Raw genomic sequence first — 13,845 nt, 5'->3', positions numbered from 1 at the left:
GGTGGCTGTAAGCCACGAATGGTAAAGTGCGGGCTCAATTACTGGAGGGATCCAATGAAAGGATTTGGGACGTTTGCACTCATCGTCGGCGTCTGCTGGCTGATCTTCGCGCTGAGCATGGATGTGTCCGTGCCGACTGGTGCCGGCGGACGGGTGAACAACCTGGGCCTCATGGCGGACCGCCAGGTGCACACGATTGTTGGCGGAGTGATTGCGCTCGCCGGCCTGCTTATGGTTTTGCTGGGCGGCAAAAGCGCAGCTGCTGCTGCCCAGACAGAGAAAGACACGCGACCTTGCCCTATGTGTGCCGAGAGCATCAAGGCTGCCGCGGTCAAGTGCAAGCACTGTGGTGCAGACGTCGAGCCTGTCGCAGCGCCTAGGCTGAAAAACGGCTGGGTAGCCTCCACAGCATGTCGTGACGAAGCAGAGCAGCAGCGAGCAATGGACGCCATCTCCAGTGCCGGGCTTCCAGTTGTTTCTATGATCGGCCTGGCCGTAGGTGCTGGTCCATTTGAAACCAAGGAAGAGGCCAAGCAGGCACTTGTCGCGATGCGTGATGGCCCCAGGCTATTTAGCGAAATCGTCTACAGGGACTCGGTGAGCGGCAAGTACCCACCGGTTACCGACTGACATATGCAGGTCAATTAAGCCCGCCACGCGCGGGCTTTTTGTTGCCTGCCAGAAGGCTCGCCCAAAAAATATGCATTTATGCATGAAACTTCTTGTCGCCCTATTGCCAACATATGTCAGCGCCAATACTGTGTATGCATACAGCAATCGCAAGGAGCGACGCATGATCCAGACACCCTACCCCACACCTAAACCGAGAAACTCCTACGAGCTTGTGGGCCATCGCCTGCAACGCATAATTGCCTCTCCTCAAGTACAGAGGATTCAGCGGGTCGAGGTATCCCGGCGCGACGACGAAAGCCCCGAAGCATGGCGCCAGGTCATCCAAGACATCGCCGACACCGCAGGCATAAGGATCGAGCATCTGGATGACGGCGCCGTCCGAATCGGCTGGCGCGAGTACTGCGATTCCTAAATAAGCCCGCCACCGAGCGGGTTTTTATTGTCTCCTATAAAAAATATGGGAATACCCATTGACGAAATATATGGGAGTACCTATATTTGCATCCACGCCAGCAATGAACACCGCCGGCCAGCAGCGAAAGCTGCGCCGCTCTTTAACAGTCAGCGCAATACAGAAATACCAACAGACCGCATTGCCTCTACCGGCGACCGGCGATTAGACGGGTCAGATAGCCCGCCCACGACAGGAGAACCCTGGACGGCTGATCGAGAGCGAAACGCTCGAACCGTGCGAATGACCTGGCAAGCAATGCGCCCCGCGACTCCCGGCGGCAGAAGGGAGATCCAACTGAACTGAATTAGCGCCCTGAGCTTCGGCTGTGAGGGGTGCCGGACCTCATGCACCCTGCCCCACTCAACCAGGGCATTCAGAGCTGTAGCGTGCATGTTGTAAGGACCTGTGATCCATGGCGAACAGATGCTGTTTGACGCTGTGAGTAGGAAGCTCGAAGCCCACACCGAAGACGACCGGTCAGCCCTGCAATCAGCAGCGGGCAACGGGCCACACCGCTGACGCAACAACCCCGGCCTGACGCCAGTAGCGAGGTCGGGGGTTTCACCGATAGTCCTTGGCAGCAGGGACTAACGGGAAACCAACCGAGGGTTACCACGATGGAAGCAACAATCATCAACGGTTCATGGAAAGGCCACCTCGGACGTGGCCTTGCGCCGCGAGAGCTTCAGTTCCTTCTTTGGATTGCCCAGGGCTTCACCTCGAAAGAGATCGCCCGGGAAGCGGGCATTGAGGCAGGCACCGTGAAGAAGCGCCTGACCAATGCGATGTTCAAGCTGGGCGTGACGAAGCGTACTGCTTTGGTGGCTGAGGCCATGAAGCGCCAGATCATCACGCCGGTCTGCTTTGTGCTGGCGGCGCTGATCGCGATGCATTCGATGATCAGTGACGACTCGCTGCGTCGTGATCGCCGGGCGCCGGAAAGGCGAATGGCTCAGGTGCGGATTGTGCGCCGGGCTGAGTGTGTCGAGCTAATGGCGTGAATAGAGCTACTGGGTAAAGGACGTTCTGGTTAACTGCAATGCAGGTGTTTAGACCCGATCGCCTGCTTGTTTCGCTCCGGTCAGGAGAAGGTCGTATTTTTCCTGCAGCGCAAACAAATATTTCATCGTTGCCAGCAAAATCCCTAACACAACCACAGTCATTCGGAGTTTGTCGCCTGAGGCCCAAACGTCGTGTGTCACCCAAGCGATTAGGGCAATGCTGGCAAGTGATAGCAGCGTTTCACAAACAGCTGCAGCAAAAAATTTGTTTCTTCTCATAAGAGCGCCGCTGGCGGTTCTCGTTGCCCAAGGAATGCCGGTGAGAGAAAACAAAAAATTAATCACTCGCTCGAAACCCTTCTCGACACCTGTCCAGATCCCTTTCATTTCCACTCAAAACCTCAAATCGCTGTAGTTCATTACATGATTGCACGGGGACTTGTGGCTTGGGTAACCAATACCCTCTTCCACCTCTATCCATCAGCACTCCTCCCCCGCGCCCATCGGCAAACAGCGGGAGGCATGAGTGTTGACGAATACAGGTGTACAACCCGCCACTTTGGAGGCGACCATGAACTCAGTATTGAAGATATGCCAAGAGCGTTACGACGCTCAGTTGCCTCCACCAGTGAGCGAGTCGGCCGTGGAGATTTCCCGCAAGGAGTGGATCGACAACGCGGTCGAAACGCTCGTTGATCGGCGCGGCGATGTGCAGTTCAAGCGTCGGCTGCATGCACCGCAGGGCGTGACATTCAAAGCATTCGCCGCTGAGGTAGAGCAGTTCGCGATTACCAGCGACAGCAAAAGCCAGTGCGCCATTGGTGAAATGGTCATTGCCGGACTGTTGGGTGATCGGTTCCTGGCCCGCGACGGCGCCGAAGCCTTGATGGCGGTAGCCGACCCCAAAGAACAGCTCAAGGTCATCGCCAGAGGGCTTGTTAAGGATCTGGCAGACGATGCATTGATCGCCCAGGCCGAGGACAACGAACTGTGAGCCCATACGTTGAGATCGATAAAGCACTGTTTGCTCTTGAAGATCCAGACAAGCCCTTAATCGACGAGACCCTGACTGAAGGCTTGATCGTGCGCCACTTCACTTCGGGCGCCATCAACGCAGAAGAATTCCACTGGTATAGCGCCCGCCTACTGGATGTCAGCCGGCGGCGTAAGGAGATTCAATGAGTACCGCACCGGTTAAATCCCTGATCGACGAACAGCTCGAGGACATCAGTGCTCACAACCTGCGTGAGGCCTACAGCCTGGCCGAGCGCCGCGGCTTCTTCGGAGCACCGGTTGAACAATACGCAGAGCCTGGTTACGGCGGTCGAGTGCTTCAAGTACTCCGATATCGGGTTCAGCAGCAGAGCTGAACCTGCGCCAGGTCAGCACCTCTATCCCAACAGCCCCCAGTCATTTTGAACGCTGCGATCATCGCGGCAAGGAATCCCCATGTCCGCAGTAATGAAGCAGGACGACAACACGCCTGCAATGTCGGAGGCTGCGCTCGTTGAAGTGCTGAGCAGCAGCCTCTACCCCGGTGCAGAAAAGAACTCAGTCGTGATGGTGTTGGCTTACTGCCAGGCCGCGCACCTGGACCCAATGTTGAAGCCGGTGCACATCGTCCCAATCTGGAACTTGAAGACGAAAAAGATGCAGGACACGGTGATGCCTGGCATCGGCCTGTACCGCATCCAGGCGGCGCGCACCGGCCAGTACGCCGGAATCAGCGAGCCGGAATATGGCCCTCCAGTAACGGCGAAGCTGAGCGGCGTAGAAGTCACGTATCCCGAATGGTGCCGCGTGACGGTCAAGCGGCAGATGAGCAACGGACTGGTTGCAGAATACACGGCCAATGAGCGTTGGCTTGAAAACTACGCGACATCGAGTAAGGACACCGCGGCGCCCAACGCAATGTGGAAGCGTCGAGCATTTGCCCAGCTCGCCAAATGCGCCGAGGCCCAGGCCCTGCGCAAAGCATTCCCTGAAGTCGGATCGGCGCCAACCGCCGACGAAATGGAAGGCAAGACCTTCGAGGAAGCGCCGCGCGATGTAACGCCAAAGCCGTCGGCGGCCAAAGAGACTGAAGCAAATCCAAGCTATTCGGACGAAAAGTTCGAAACGATGCTTCCGACCTGGCAGGCCGGCATTGACCAAGGAAAGACCAACTCGGAGACGCTGATCGCGTTTCTTCAATCCCGATACACGCTCAGCGAAGCGCAAATCGACCGAATCAATCGAATGACACCTATCGACGGAGAGTCCGCATGAAAATCCATAACGTACCTCAAGGCTCCGCCGAGTGGCATGCGCTGCGCGGCAAGCACTTCACCGCATCCGAAGCGCCGGCAATGATGGGCGCCTCGAAGTACCAGACCCGTACCGACCTGCTGACGTTGAAGAAGACAGGCATTGCGCCAGAAGTCACGCAGTCGCAGCAGTACATCTTCGACAAAGGCCACGCTACCGAAGCGATGGCTCGCCCCCTGGTTGAGGTGATGATCGGCGAAGAGCTGTATCCGGTCGTTGGGACTTCAGGCAACCTGCTCGCCTCGATGGACGGCGCCACGATGCTCGGCGAGACCCTGTTTGAGCACAAACTGTGGAATGAATCGGTCGTGGCTCAGGTGAAGGCTGGCGACCTGGCCCCACACTACTACTGGCAGCTCGAGCAGCAACTGCTGGTGAGCGGCGCTGAGCGGGTCATCTTTGTTTGCTCGGACGGCACGCCGGAGAACTTCGTGCACATGGAATACCGGCCGGTGGCCGGGCGCGCGGCCCAGTTGATCGAGGGCTGGAAACAGTTCGAGGCGGACCTGACCAACTTCGAAATGGCCGACGCTCCTTCAATCGTAGTCGGCAAGGCACCTGATGAGCTGCCAGCGCTGCGCATCGAACTTACCGGCATGGTTACCGCCAGCAACCTGAAGGTGTTTGAAGATTCGGCCCTAGCCGTTATCGACTCGGTGAAAACCACGCTCTCCACCGACCAGGACTTCGCCGACGCAAAGAAGGCGGTCAAGTGGTGTGGTGATGTCGAGGAAGCTGTCGCAGCCGCCAAGAAGCAGGCCCTGTCTCAGACCCAAAGCATCGACGAACTGTTTTCGTCGCTGGATCGCATCAGCGCCCATGCTCGCGAGACTCGCCTGAAAGTCGACAAGCTGGTGAAGGCTCAAGAGCTATTGGTGAAGACCAACATCAAGCAAAAAGCCGAGCTGGCACTGGCGGATCACATCGCCGCAATCAACAAGACCCTTGGCAAAGTCACGCTGCCTCATGTCGTTTCGGACTTCGCCGGCGCCATGAAGAACAAGCGCACTATCGCCAGCCTTCAGGACGCAGTTGATACCGAGCTGGCCCGGGCGAAGATCGATGCAACTCAGGCAGCAGACAGCATTCGCTTGAACCTCACCAGTCTGGCGGAGCTCGCCGTTGATTACGCCTTCCTGTTCAACGACGTGCAGCAGTTGGTGTTGAAGGCGAACGACGACCTGGTCGCGCTGATCAAGGTGCGGATCTCGGAACACCAGACGGCGGAGGAGCAGAAAGCCGAAGCGCAGCGGGAGCAGATTCGCCAACAGGAACTGAAGCGAATCGAAGACGAGGCGAAAGTCAAGGCACCGATCGAACCCGCGCCAGTTGCAAGCCCAGCACCGGTGACAGTCGCTGCGCCGGTTCAGGCTGCCGCGAAGCCAGCAACCACCAATGCGGCGCTGATAAACCTGCAAGCTGAAGTCTTCGATCTGGAAGCGTTGATCCATGCCGTCGCTGGTGGCCACGCCCCGATTTCGGTGCTGACAGTAGACTGGGAAAAACTCGATGCGATGGTTGCAGCACAGGGCAACAAGTTCGTCCTGGCCGGCGTGAAGCTAGTCAAGGTGGCGGCGTGACCAGTCTCACGCCTTCGTCGATTGAGTGAACATCCAGCCTAAAAACATCGCCATAACAATTGGCTGTATCAGATCTGTGGTAGGCGCCATACCAGACCAGACGCGCAGGCCAGAAAGTACGAATACCACCAACGCACCAATGACACCCAGCCCGGAAATCCAGCGAAAATACCTTGGAAACATTATGTAACTCCCTTTTTAAAAGGGCGGCATCGTAGTCGCATTTAGCCATCACTTCAATCTATGTTTTCGAAGCGGATCACGGGCTGTTGAAGCTAACTGCACTAACCTGGCTGGACTTGCCGGCCAGCGGAATAGAAGAGGTAGGCCATGGCAGCAGTACCGCAGAAAGAACGATCGGCCAAGTCTGCCAGGAAGCGCGTGGCGGCTGCCGAAGAGGAATTGAGGCTCAGGGTTCGCCCCGGCACGCGCCAGGCGCTGGCCGACCTGATGGAGTGGTCAGGCATCACTGAGCAGGGCGAGGCAATGACGCTGATGATTCATCACCTGCATGCGATGGGCGCTGCGAAGTGCCAGCCTCTACTGAATCCGCCGCGCCACGAATACGAACCATCGCAAAACGTGGCGCGGGCATTCCGCAATAAAAGCCTGCTCGCCATCCAGAAAGATCCGGGCGACGAGATCATAGAGCCGCACAATTCAGGCGTTTAGCGTTTCAATGTAGCTACGTCCCATTGAGTAGCCATGCTCGAAAGCCTCATCAAGGGTGGCTTGCGGCTCATGAGATGCAAGAAGCTCAGTCTCGGGTAAACCATCCTTCGATACCTGGTATTGAACCGTGAATTTTTCTGCGGTTTTCTCGGACGGAAAATGGACCACAACGAGTATTTCGTAATCCTTGAATTTGCGAGTCTCGCGGCTGACTTTATCGTTCATCGCTGCACCTGCTTTATGAGTAGAGATCAGACCTTAAGCCGCTTCCTCGGCTTCTTGTATACCCCCGCCCTACTCGCCGCACCCGGTAACCGGATCGCATCGCCTGGGCTGGAAGTACCGTAAATATGAAGTAGAGAAATGATCCGAATTGATCATTGGCTCGATCTATAAACGCCGGCCAGCCGCTAGCTTTGGTTACTGGGCGCTAACGCTTGGAACCCATAAAGTGCACGAAGTCGCAGCTTGGGCAATAAGCCAATCATGATCACGCTTTGCGAATGGCCGAGGCATCCCGTAAGAGATCCGAAGCGCAAAGTTATAGGCACCACTGAGCTCGTTTCCTGTAGGTGTTGTTTCTTTCAATTTTGTGTTGTTTTTGAGTCCTTCTACAGCTCCAAGTAGAGCAATCGCCTGCTTGGATGTGTCTGCGCTTTCCTCCAGGATCTGTAAGGCGATAAAGGCCGCATTCGAGCAGCGATCCATCTTTTCCCACTGCTTCATCTGGGCTTCATCACCGAGCGCTACAGCAGAGGTGAGCAGCATCAGTGAGCCAATCCAAGTACGCATAGTTTTGATCCTTCAAAAATTTCGGCATTAATACCCCACCCCAAATCAAATTGCCACCACCGGTAACCGGAGGGCGGCGACTGACTGGAGATAATCCAATGCAAATTCAACGCGAAGGTTGCGTGTCGTTCGGCGAGGCGCGCCTGGCTGTGTGGGAGGAAGGTATTCCTCGCGAGTGGGACGCCAAGGTGATCTGGGAGCGCAAGTTCAAGCGGGAAGTGTTCAAGCGGATCATTCAAACGCTCAATCGGATCGGCTGGACCGTCGGCGAGCAGACCCATATCTTCACTGACAACAATTCACGCCATTGCGTGAAAGGCGATCTGCAAGCCGATCTCAAGATTAGCGGGCGCAGCATTGAGTTGGAATTTTTCCAATCCGTGAACACCCCGGATCGCGCAGACCATGGCGGTCGGTACCAAAGCGACAAAGAAAAGCACATGCCTTACCTGGCGCGTCTGGAAATGCAGCGCACTCGCACGCGCATTCGTGACTACCTTTGCAACGTCTTCGCCGGCTACACATTCAAGGCGTCAGATCGAAAGTGCGGTTTAGGCGGTTTGACCAACGTCGATTGGATCAATGCCGACTATGTAAGTAAGCGCCGCTTCGGTCCGCCGACCATTCCCGCCGCTGATTACAACTCGGGATCGGGTGACAAGAAAACCATTGAGCATGGCGCAAAGGTTTGGACCACTGACCGCAAAGGCCGCTGGTACCAGGGCACAGCATTCGTGAACATCAACAACATTTGGTGGGTGGCTCACGGCAAATACGGATACACCAACAAGGCGTGCTTTGAGCTATTTGTTGACCGGCCGGCAGACATCAGGACCAAGAAAAACGAGCGGGCCCGCCGACAGCGCTTGGAAGACATGATCGCCAGAGCAGTGGCCGGGATGAACTATCAGCGGGCCGAGGTTTTGCGCAAGGTGCTTTTCCCTGAGCCTGAGCCATTGTTCATGATCCTCAATGTGAAGGACGGGGTCTATTTCCGGCCCAACTACAGCGGATACACAAACGACACGATCAGGGCTGGCAAGTACACCCGCGCGGAGCTGAAGCCTTACCTCGGTGATGCTGACGTAAAAGACGACATGAAGGCCGTGCCAATTTCTCACGCCGCCTAATCAACATTCAGCAGGGCTTCAGTTAATTCACTTCGGCCCAGGTGGACTTAAACGGATCAAATGTTTGTTGGGTGTGGCACCAGCGCACTCCGCATTCGGAGCAGGTATAGAACGCCATGTCCTTACCTATTGGATTGCGCTCACTGGTTTTAACAAATCCGTCGGCTGACTTACCGTCCTCGATTTGATTCATAGACGCCTCGCAGCAATCATTTATGCCCACTTGCTTCTCTCCTTGATCCGGCTCCATGCCGGTCACCCGTAATATCCCACTCCAATCCAAAATACCACGAAATATTACGGAATGAGATATCTGAACGGTTCAGCTTAAGCCTGCTGATGATCTCGAAATTAATTTACGAAAACTTAAAAAACTTAGGTGCTATGTCCTGAAGCTCCTCCTTCATTCTCTTACTAATTTCTTCAACAGTGCTGTACTCACCAAGTGATATCTCGACAGAAAGCTGGATAAGCCTCCCCACCTGACCTTCAACCTCATTAATGTTTTCATCAACTATTTCTAGTTTACCTGTACGAGGAACCCCTGTCCTCTCTCCAAGTTCGAAAAGACGCTCACCTTCCGCATTATATCTATCGAGCATTCGCTCAAACATGTTTACCTGCTGATCCAGAAGCTGAAGCTGATGAGATTTATACTCCGAAAGCTTTGAAAATTCAGCTTGTTGAAGTTGCACCTGATGCGACAACCTTTGCTGATCATTAAGAAGATCAAACTCTCGCCTTTGAGTACTTAACAAACCCTTTTGAAGTTCGATAGTTACTAGTATAGCGAAAAGCGTTACAAGTGAAACAACAGGCCCAAAGACACCACCAAAAAAAGAACCAAATGCAGCCCAGCTGTCAGAAGACTGGGATAGACCGTTATTAAAAACACTCAAATAGGTAATCGTGAAAAGCAGCAGCAGCACGAGTATTCCTATTAAACCAAACCTCAATGAACGCTCTAATAGCGCGGATACAAATGGAGCTTCTTTCATTGAGTCAGCCTTAATTAATTTCCCTATCGTATTTGCATATCTTGAAGGATCCCCTATGTCCGCACAACAGAAGAAACACCCCTTCGATTTCAAAACCCAATACGGACTCGGCTTCAACCCTCAGGACGATGAGATCGTTGTCGACTTCTTCTGCGGTGGTGGTGGTGCCGGTACCGGCCTGGAGATTGGCCTGGGCCGCGCGGTGAACGTGGCGAAGAACCACAGTCCGCAAGCGATTAGCATGCACACCGTCAACCACCCAGGCGCCCGGCACTTCACTACCGACGTGTTCGAGGGTGATCCGGACACCGAGTGTGGTGGCAAGGCCGTCGGCTGGTTCCACATGTCACCGGACTGCACGCACCACAGCCAGGCGGCCGGCGGCCAACCGCGCAAGCGCGAGATCCGCAACCTTTCGTGGATCGGCCTCAAGTGGGCAGGCATGAAGCGGCCCCGGGTGATCAGCTTGGAGAACGTGAAGCAGATCCTTCAGTGGGGCCGCTTGATCGCCAAGCGCGACAAGGCCACCGGCCGCGTGGTGAAACTTGGCGGCGACGTTGCGGCACCTGGTGAGGTCGTGCCGGTGGGCCAGCAGTTCCTGATCCCTGACCCCAAGCAGCGCGGCCGAACCTGGCGCCGCTTCGTGGCCCTGCTCGAGGGCATGGGCTATGTCGTTGAGTGGAAAGTCGTCAAGGCCTGCGACTTCGGCGCGCCAACCAGCCGGGAACGCCTGTTCATGATCGCCCGGTGCGACGGCCAGCCAATCGTGTGGCCGGAGCCGACCCACGCCAAGAACCCCGCCAAAGGCCAGCAGAAATGGAAAACAGCCGCTGACTGCATCGACTTCACCGACCTGGGCAAAAGCATCTTCGGCCGCAAGAAAGACCTGGCCCCGGCCACCCTGCGCCGTGTTGCCAAGGGCATGAAGAAGTTCGTCATCGATAGCGCGGCGCCGTTCATTGTGCCGATAGCCAACTTGTCAGGGGAAACCGTGCAGTCTGCCGACGAGCCGCTGCGCACCATCACCTCCTACCCAAAGGGCGGCGCCTTCTCGGTGGTGAGCCCAATCATCGCACCGGCAACGCACCAGGGCAGCGATCGAATCAATGACCCGCTTGAGCCGCTGCCCACGGTAACGTGCGCGAATCGCGGCGAGCTGACACTGATCAGCCCCTTGATGGTTGGAGCCGGTGGGCCTGAGTATTCCGGCAAGCCGGTGAGCGTCGACCAGCCAACCGGCACGCTTATGACACAGAACCACCGAGCGCTGGCTTCGGCCTGCATCGTCCAGGCCGGGCACGGCGAAGGTTCTGGCGCAAACAAACGCCGCTCCCACGGGGTCAATGACATCTGCGGGCCGGTGGGCACCGTCACTGCAAGCGGTAGCGGGCAGTCCGTCAGCACGACGGTGATGATCCAGGCGAACGGCGGATTCAACACCACGCACGCCAAGGGCATGCACGAACCCATGACCACGGTGACCAACACCGGCAGCCAGCAGCAACTGGCAGTCGCGAACCTGGTGCACTTGCGCGGCAACTGCGATGCACGTGACGTGAACGACCCGCTGCACACCATCAGCGCTGGCGGCCAGCACCACGGGTTGGCCAGCGCATTCATGGAGCGGGCATTCGGCGGCAGCATTGACCAGGGCCTGGAAGAACCGGCGCCGACCATCACAGCCGGCGGCGGTGGCAAGAGCTCGCTGGTGTCGCTCACGTTGTCGCCTGAGCACGAAGCCGGAGCCCTTCGCGTCGCCGCCTTCCTGATCAGCTACTACGATACCGAGAACATCAGCGCATGCGACTCGCCGGCGCCGACGATCACCACCAAGGACCGCCTGGCAATGGTCACCGTGATGGTCAAGGGCACGCCCTACGTAATCGTCGACATCTGCCTTCGGATGCTGAAGCCAACCGAGTTGTACAAGGCCCAGGGCTTCCCGGCCGACTACATCATCAGCCACGGCGCCGACGGCAAGCCTTTCACCAAGACCCAGCAGGTGCACATGTGCGGCAACAGCGTCAGTCCTCCCCCGATGGCAGCGCTGGCTCGGGCCAACGATCCATGGCGCTCTGAGGAACGTCAGGCAGAGGCCGCGTGATGCTCAGCAAGCACCAGGTGGAATGCCGTCTTTGTTGAAGCCCTTCAGGCGCTCCCGCTTTTTCTCAGTGGAATGCGCGGGCGTTCCCTGCGGGTTCTTTCTTCTTTTCTTCAGTCATTGCGATGCCCCCCCGGGTGGTAGGTGTTTCGGAACTGCTGGAAAAAGCAGTTCAAATCAATCAACTTCGCCGCCCAAGAAGGCTTTCCAACGCATCGTCACCAAGCTATTTGCACCCGATCACATCGCTCAACTGATAGCGCCGCCGAGATCCTCGATACCATCCAGAAACCCTAGTCCCTATTCGTATCAGTACTTAGGATTACACAGCCCCGGAGCCTCTCGAACTTTATATTTAGAAGAGACTGCCTCTAACCAAAGTTGATTCAGGACAACGCAGTCCATGATTAGAAATTTACCTCCAAGGACGCCAACCAAAAGCCCTACAGCCTCTTTTTTCTCATTAAAAACGACGGAGGCTTTCTCCCTGTCAAACATAAGATCTTTTGCAGTAAGATAGCCAATCATTGCAGGAACCACGGAAAATGAAAGAGCCATTCCTAATAACCCGCCCATTAAAGAAGCCCTTGGTTTTTTCTGCTCAATGAATCCGTGCAAACTCCAAGAGAGCATCCCCATCCCTAATACACCAACGATCACTACCGAGTAAATTAACAACTTTGTTTGGAAGCTGAACTCACCGCCAATAGCTGGAGAAAACCAAGCAATCACGAATGCGAAAGATATAGCAATACATAGTGTTATCAGTAAATTACGATTCCCTTTTTGAGATCTCAGGAAAATCAAAAACGAGATCATAATCAAAAGAAAGAGCATCACAAGCGGCAACCCATCCTTTATCATCCCCTGCAAATCTATCAGCGCGATAACCCAAGAGCTTTTTAAAACACTAAAAAGAATTATATTGAAGAAAAAGCCTGTTGCATATGCAAGCCCCAATATAAGCCCAACTGCAGCAGCAGCTTTGCTCGCAAGATCAATCATTGCTGAGTAAATACCAGTCCCATCACTCATTTACATTCCTCCTTGTATTAATAAACGTAAAGCACAGCATTTAAATCTAGCGGGCATCCAAGATCAGAAAATCGATACACAAGACGCCCCCTAATTTTCTGATTTTTCGAAATCAGAACGTAGCATATTTGATAAATCCCTATCTTCACAGTCAGCCGCTATAGCGGCAAGGACGAAGTCATGCCTGAAGAAATAAAATTGATCCAGCCAGCCCCGGTCGTGCGCGATGAATACGGCATGTTCGCTCACCCCGACATGCCCGACTTCGACGAGGGCGACGGTGATAAGTGCAAGGCCTGGATCGCTGCACAGGGCTTGCAGGTGAATATGGTGTCACTCGAATACCACAGCGACGAAGCGGTCTCTGAGCGCTATTTCGAAGCCGGCGACCCGGACTGCAGCTATTGGGAGCCGGATCGGCCTGACGGCGAAGGCTGGTTCTGCCTGGCGATTCATGACACCGATGACGGCCCAGTCTGCTGGTGGGCGCACCGCGAGGTGACGCCATGATCGCCACCCTCTGGTTCGCCTACGTCTTCATCTATCGAGACCACAGGCCATGAAGCGGTTCTTCCGGCGCAAGGTCGAGGCATGGCTGATCCTGCTGGCAGCAAAGATCCTGATTGATCGCAACGCCCAGCGCGCACCAGTTGTATCCCGCCGCGACAACAACGACATGTGGTACATGGCCGAAAAGCTCGACGCTATTGCCCAGCGCATCAGCAAGAACTACCCCTAACCCCTAACCCCCTACATGCCTGCCGGTGAGCGGCGGGCGAGGTATTCCCATGCCCGAATTAACGTACGAACAAAAACTGGTCGATTACGCGACAGCGCCGAAAGCCACCGCGGGAATCATCAGCCAGATCGAAATCGGCAATTTCGTCAATCACTGGTGCGGAAAGCTACGCGAGAAGTTTGTGCAAATCGGTCCGGCCTGGAAGGCATCCACAAAGCAGCAGGCCACGGAGTCCGCTCGGCAGTTCCGAGCGCAGTGCCTGGCTGAAGCGAAGGCCAAAGGCCTGCTCCCCTCCTAACCCACCTTCTGCCGCCCAGCGCGGCAAGGACACCCCATGAATATCATCAAGACAGCGCGGCCCACTGCGGCCGGCGGGAGGTAGATATGTCAGCGGCAGAACAAC

General features: G+C 55.8%; 19 protein-coding genes. 14 read left to right on the top strand and 5 right to left on the bottom strand.

The window, feature by feature from the left end:
• Nucleotides 1-54: 54 nt before the first annotated feature.
• The 3 genes from JFT85_RS00670 (at nucleotide 55) to JFT85_RS00660 (ending at nucleotide 2,088) form a co-directional block, all read left to right on the top strand.
• On the top strand, nucleotides 55-630 hold the full coding sequence (locus JFT85_RS00670; RefSeq protein WP_201228783.1) for a hypothetical protein: 576 nt from the start codon (nucleotides 55-57) through the stop codon (nucleotides 628-630).
• Between the two features lie 163 nt (nucleotides 631-793).
• The gene (locus JFT85_RS00665) at nucleotides 794-1,045 is read left to right on the top strand and encodes a DUF1654 domain-containing protein (RefSeq protein WP_201228781.1); all 252 of its coding nucleotides are present in this window, start codon (nucleotides 794-796) and stop codon (nucleotides 1,043-1,045) included.
• A gap of 659 nt (nucleotides 1,046-1,704) precedes the next feature.
• Entirely contained in the window at nucleotides 1,705-2,088 is a 384-nt protein-coding gene (locus tag JFT85_RS00660; protein ID WP_201228779.1) for a response regulator transcription factor, read from the top strand.
• Between the two features lie 48 nt (nucleotides 2,089-2,136).
• Here the strand turns inward: JFT85_RS00660 and JFT85_RS00655 are convergent, their stop codons facing one another.
• Nucleotides 2,137-2,475: a hypothetical protein gene (locus tag JFT85_RS00655; protein ID WP_201228777.1), complete on the bottom strand. Its 339-nt coding sequence runs from the start codon at nucleotides 2,473-2,475 to the stop codon at nucleotides 2,137-2,139.
• 184 nt (nucleotides 2,476-2,659) lie between these two features.
• Here JFT85_RS00655 and JFT85_RS00650 point away from each other — a divergent pair, with 184 nt between their 5' ends.
• The 6 genes from JFT85_RS00650 to JFT85_RS00625 all read left to right on the top strand — a co-directional run bounded on the left by JFT85_RS00650 (nucleotide 2,660) and on the right by JFT85_RS00625 (nucleotide 6,647).
• Nucleotides 2,660-3,082 carry a hypothetical protein gene (locus tag JFT85_RS00650; protein WP_201228775.1) on the top strand — a complete coding sequence of 141 codons (423 nt, stop codon included), beginning with the start codon at nucleotides 2,660-2,662 and terminating at the stop codon, nucleotides 3,080-3,082.
• The gene (locus JFT85_RS00645) at nucleotides 3,079-3,270 is read left to right on the top strand and encodes a hypothetical protein (protein WP_094953501.1); all 192 of its coding nucleotides are present in this window, start codon (nucleotides 3,079-3,081) and stop codon (nucleotides 3,268-3,270) included. The genes JFT85_RS00650 and JFT85_RS00645 overlap by 4 nt, the downstream gene beginning before the upstream one ends.
• A complete protein-coding gene (locus tag JFT85_RS00640; protein ID WP_201228767.1) occupies nucleotides 3,267-3,458 on the top strand; it encodes a hypothetical protein in 192 nt (63 codons plus the stop codon). The genes JFT85_RS00645 and JFT85_RS00640 overlap by 4 nt, the downstream gene beginning before the upstream one ends.
• A 91-nt stretch (nucleotides 3,459-3,549) precedes the next feature.
• Nucleotides 3,550-4,356 carry a phage recombination protein Bet gene (gene bet, locus JFT85_RS00635; protein ID WP_201230851.1) on the top strand — a complete coding sequence of 269 codons (807 nt, stop codon included), beginning with the start codon at nucleotides 3,550-3,552 and terminating at the stop codon, nucleotides 4,354-4,356.
• Nucleotides 4,353-5,975 carry a YqaJ viral recombinase family protein gene (locus JFT85_RS00630; protein ID WP_201228765.1) on the top strand — a complete coding sequence of 541 codons (1,623 nt, stop codon included), beginning with the start codon at nucleotides 4,353-4,355 and terminating at the stop codon, nucleotides 5,973-5,975. The genes bet and JFT85_RS00630 overlap by 4 nt, the downstream gene beginning before the upstream one ends.
• Before the next feature lie 330 nt (nucleotides 5,976-6,305).
• On the top strand, nucleotides 6,306-6,647 hold the full coding sequence (locus JFT85_RS00625; RefSeq protein WP_201228763.1) for a hypothetical protein: 342 nt from the start codon (nucleotides 6,306-6,308) through the stop codon (nucleotides 6,645-6,647).
• Here the strand turns inward: JFT85_RS00625 and JFT85_RS00620 are convergent.
• Both JFT85_RS00620 and JFT85_RS00615 read right to left on the bottom strand, forming a co-directional pair.
• Nucleotides 6,636-6,872 carry a hypothetical protein gene (locus JFT85_RS00620; protein ID WP_201228761.1) on the bottom strand — a complete coding sequence of 79 codons (237 nt, stop codon included), beginning with the start codon at nucleotides 6,870-6,872 and terminating at the stop codon, nucleotides 6,636-6,638. The two genes, JFT85_RS00625 and JFT85_RS00620, sit on opposite strands and share 12 nt — an antisense overlap.
• A 195-nt stretch (nucleotides 6,873-7,067) precedes the next feature.
• A complete protein-coding gene (locus JFT85_RS00615; protein WP_242486510.1) occupies nucleotides 7,068-7,439 on the bottom strand; it encodes a hypothetical protein in 372 nt (123 codons plus the stop codon).
• A 98-nt stretch (nucleotides 7,440-7,537) separates the two neighbouring features.
• Here JFT85_RS00615 and JFT85_RS00610 point away from each other — a divergent pair, with 98 nt between their 5' ends.
• Nucleotides 7,538-8,569, top strand: coding sequence for a hypothetical protein (locus JFT85_RS00610; protein WP_201228759.1), 1,032 nt, complete (start codon nucleotides 7,538-7,540; stop codon nucleotides 8,567-8,569).
• A 356-nt stretch (nucleotides 8,570-8,925) separates the two neighbouring features.
• Here the strand turns inward: JFT85_RS00610 and JFT85_RS00605 are convergent, their stop codons facing one another.
• Nucleotides 8,926-9,567, bottom strand: a complete 642-nt coding sequence (locus JFT85_RS00605; RefSeq protein WP_201228757.1) for a hypothetical protein — start codon at nucleotides 9,565-9,567, stop codon at nucleotides 8,926-8,928.
• A gap of 55 nt (nucleotides 9,568-9,622) precedes the next feature.
• Between JFT85_RS00605 and JFT85_RS00600 the strand changes: the two genes are divergently transcribed.
• Complete coding sequence (locus JFT85_RS00600; protein ID WP_201228755.1) at nucleotides 9,623-11,671, top strand: DNA cytosine methyltransferase; 2,049 nt, start codon at nucleotides 9,623-9,625, stop codon at nucleotides 11,669-11,671.
• A 306-nt stretch (nucleotides 11,672-11,977) separates the two neighbouring features.
• Here JFT85_RS00600 and JFT85_RS00595 read toward each other — a convergent pair whose 3' ends face one another.
• Entirely contained in the window at nucleotides 11,978-12,703 is a 726-nt protein-coding gene (locus JFT85_RS00595) for a hypothetical protein (protein ID WP_201228753.1), read from the bottom strand.
• Between the two features lie 180 nt (nucleotides 12,704-12,883).
• Between JFT85_RS00595 and JFT85_RS00590 the strand changes: the two genes are divergently transcribed.
• The 3 genes from JFT85_RS00590 to JFT85_RS00580 are packed head-to-tail and all read left to right on the top strand — an operon-like array spanning nucleotide 12,884 to nucleotide 13,740.
• Nucleotides 12,884-13,213 carry a hypothetical protein gene (locus JFT85_RS00590; RefSeq protein ID WP_201228751.1) on the top strand — a complete coding sequence of 110 codons (330 nt, stop codon included), beginning with the start codon at nucleotides 12,884-12,886 and terminating at the stop codon, nucleotides 13,211-13,213.
• 49 nt (nucleotides 13,214-13,262) lie between these two features.
• Nucleotides 13,263-13,442 carry a hypothetical protein gene (locus JFT85_RS00585; RefSeq protein WP_201228749.1) on the top strand — a complete coding sequence of 60 codons (180 nt, stop codon included), beginning with the start codon at nucleotides 13,263-13,265 and terminating at the stop codon, nucleotides 13,440-13,442.
• A gap of 49 nt (nucleotides 13,443-13,491) precedes the next feature.
• Nucleotides 13,492-13,740, top strand: a complete 249-nt coding sequence (locus tag JFT85_RS00580) for a hypothetical protein (RefSeq protein ID WP_201228747.1) — start codon at nucleotides 13,492-13,494, stop codon at nucleotides 13,738-13,740.
• The last annotated feature ends 105 nt before the right edge of the window (nucleotides 13,741-13,845 follow it).

The organism is Pseudomonas sp. TH04, assembly GCF_016651355.1.
In the GTDB taxonomy this organism is placed as follows: Bacteria; Pseudomonadota; Gammaproteobacteria; order Pseudomonadales; family Pseudomonadaceae; genus Aquipseudomonas; species Aquipseudomonas fluorescens.
Note: the sequence above shows the minus strand (reverse complement) of the source record. Positions and strands in the feature narration are given on the sequence as shown.

What these genes read in the sequence shown, in the direction of transcription:
- JFT85_RS00605 (WP_201228757.1), bottom strand. Translation starts at nt 9,567, where the DNA reads ATGAAAGAAGCTCCATTTGTATCCGCGCTATTAGAGCGTTCATTGAGG.
- JFT85_RS00640 (WP_201228767.1), top strand. Translation starts at nt 3,267, where the DNA reads ATGAGTACCGCACCGGTTAAATCCCTGATCGACGAACAGCTCGAGGAC.
- JFT85_RS00580 (WP_201228747.1), top strand. Translation starts at nt 13,492, where the DNA reads ATGCCCGAATTAACGTACGAACAAAAACTGGTCGATTACGCGACAGCG.
- JFT85_RS00610 (WP_201228759.1), top strand. Translation starts at nt 7,538, where the DNA reads ATGCAAATTCAACGCGAAGGTTGCGTGTCGTTCGGCGAGGCGCGCCTG.
- JFT85_RS00665 (WP_201228781.1), top strand. Translation starts at nt 794, where the DNA reads ATGATCCAGACACCCTACCCCACACCTAAACCGAGAAACTCCTACGAG.
- JFT85_RS00595 (WP_201228753.1), bottom strand. Translation starts at nt 12,703, where the DNA reads ATGAGTGATGGGACTGGTATTTACTCAGCAATGATTGATCTTGCGAGC.
- JFT85_RS00585 (WP_201228749.1), top strand. Translation starts at nt 13,263, where the DNA reads ATGAAGCGGTTCTTCCGGCGCAAGGTCGAGGCATGGCTGATCCTGCTG.
- JFT85_RS00620 (WP_201228761.1), bottom strand. Translation starts at nt 6,872, where the DNA reads ATGAACGATAAAGTCAGCCGCGAGACTCGCAAATTCAAGGATTACGAA.
- bet (WP_201230851.1), top strand. Translation starts at nt 3,550, where the DNA reads ATGAAGCAGGACGACAACACGCCTGCAATGTCGGAGGCTGCGCTCGTT.
- JFT85_RS00600 (WP_201228755.1), top strand. Translation starts at nt 9,623, where the DNA reads ATGTCCGCACAACAGAAGAAACACCCCTTCGATTTCAAAACCCAATAC.
- JFT85_RS00670 (WP_201228783.1), top strand. Translation starts at nt 55, where the DNA reads ATGAAAGGATTTGGGACGTTTGCACTCATCGTCGGCGTCTGCTGGCTG.
- JFT85_RS00660 (WP_201228779.1), top strand. Translation starts at nt 1,705, where the DNA reads ATGGAAGCAACAATCATCAACGGTTCATGGAAAGGCCACCTCGGACGT.
- JFT85_RS00625 (WP_201228763.1), top strand. Translation starts at nt 6,306, where the DNA reads ATGGCAGCAGTACCGCAGAAAGAACGATCGGCCAAGTCTGCCAGGAAG.
- JFT85_RS00615 (WP_242486510.1), bottom strand. Translation starts at nt 7,439, where the DNA reads ATGCGTACTTGGATTGGCTCACTGATGCTGCTCACCTCTGCTGTAGCG.
- JFT85_RS00630 (WP_201228765.1), top strand. Translation starts at nt 4,353, where the DNA reads ATGAAAATCCATAACGTACCTCAAGGCTCCGCCGAGTGGCATGCGCTG.
- JFT85_RS00655 (WP_201228777.1), bottom strand. Translation starts at nt 2,475, where the DNA reads ATGAAAGGGATCTGGACAGGTGTCGAGAAGGGTTTCGAGCGAGTGATT.
- JFT85_RS00650 (WP_201228775.1), top strand. Translation starts at nt 2,660, where the DNA reads ATGAACTCAGTATTGAAGATATGCCAAGAGCGTTACGACGCTCAGTTG.
- JFT85_RS00590 (WP_201228751.1), top strand. Translation starts at nt 12,884, where the DNA reads ATGCCTGAAGAAATAAAATTGATCCAGCCAGCCCCGGTCGTGCGCGAT.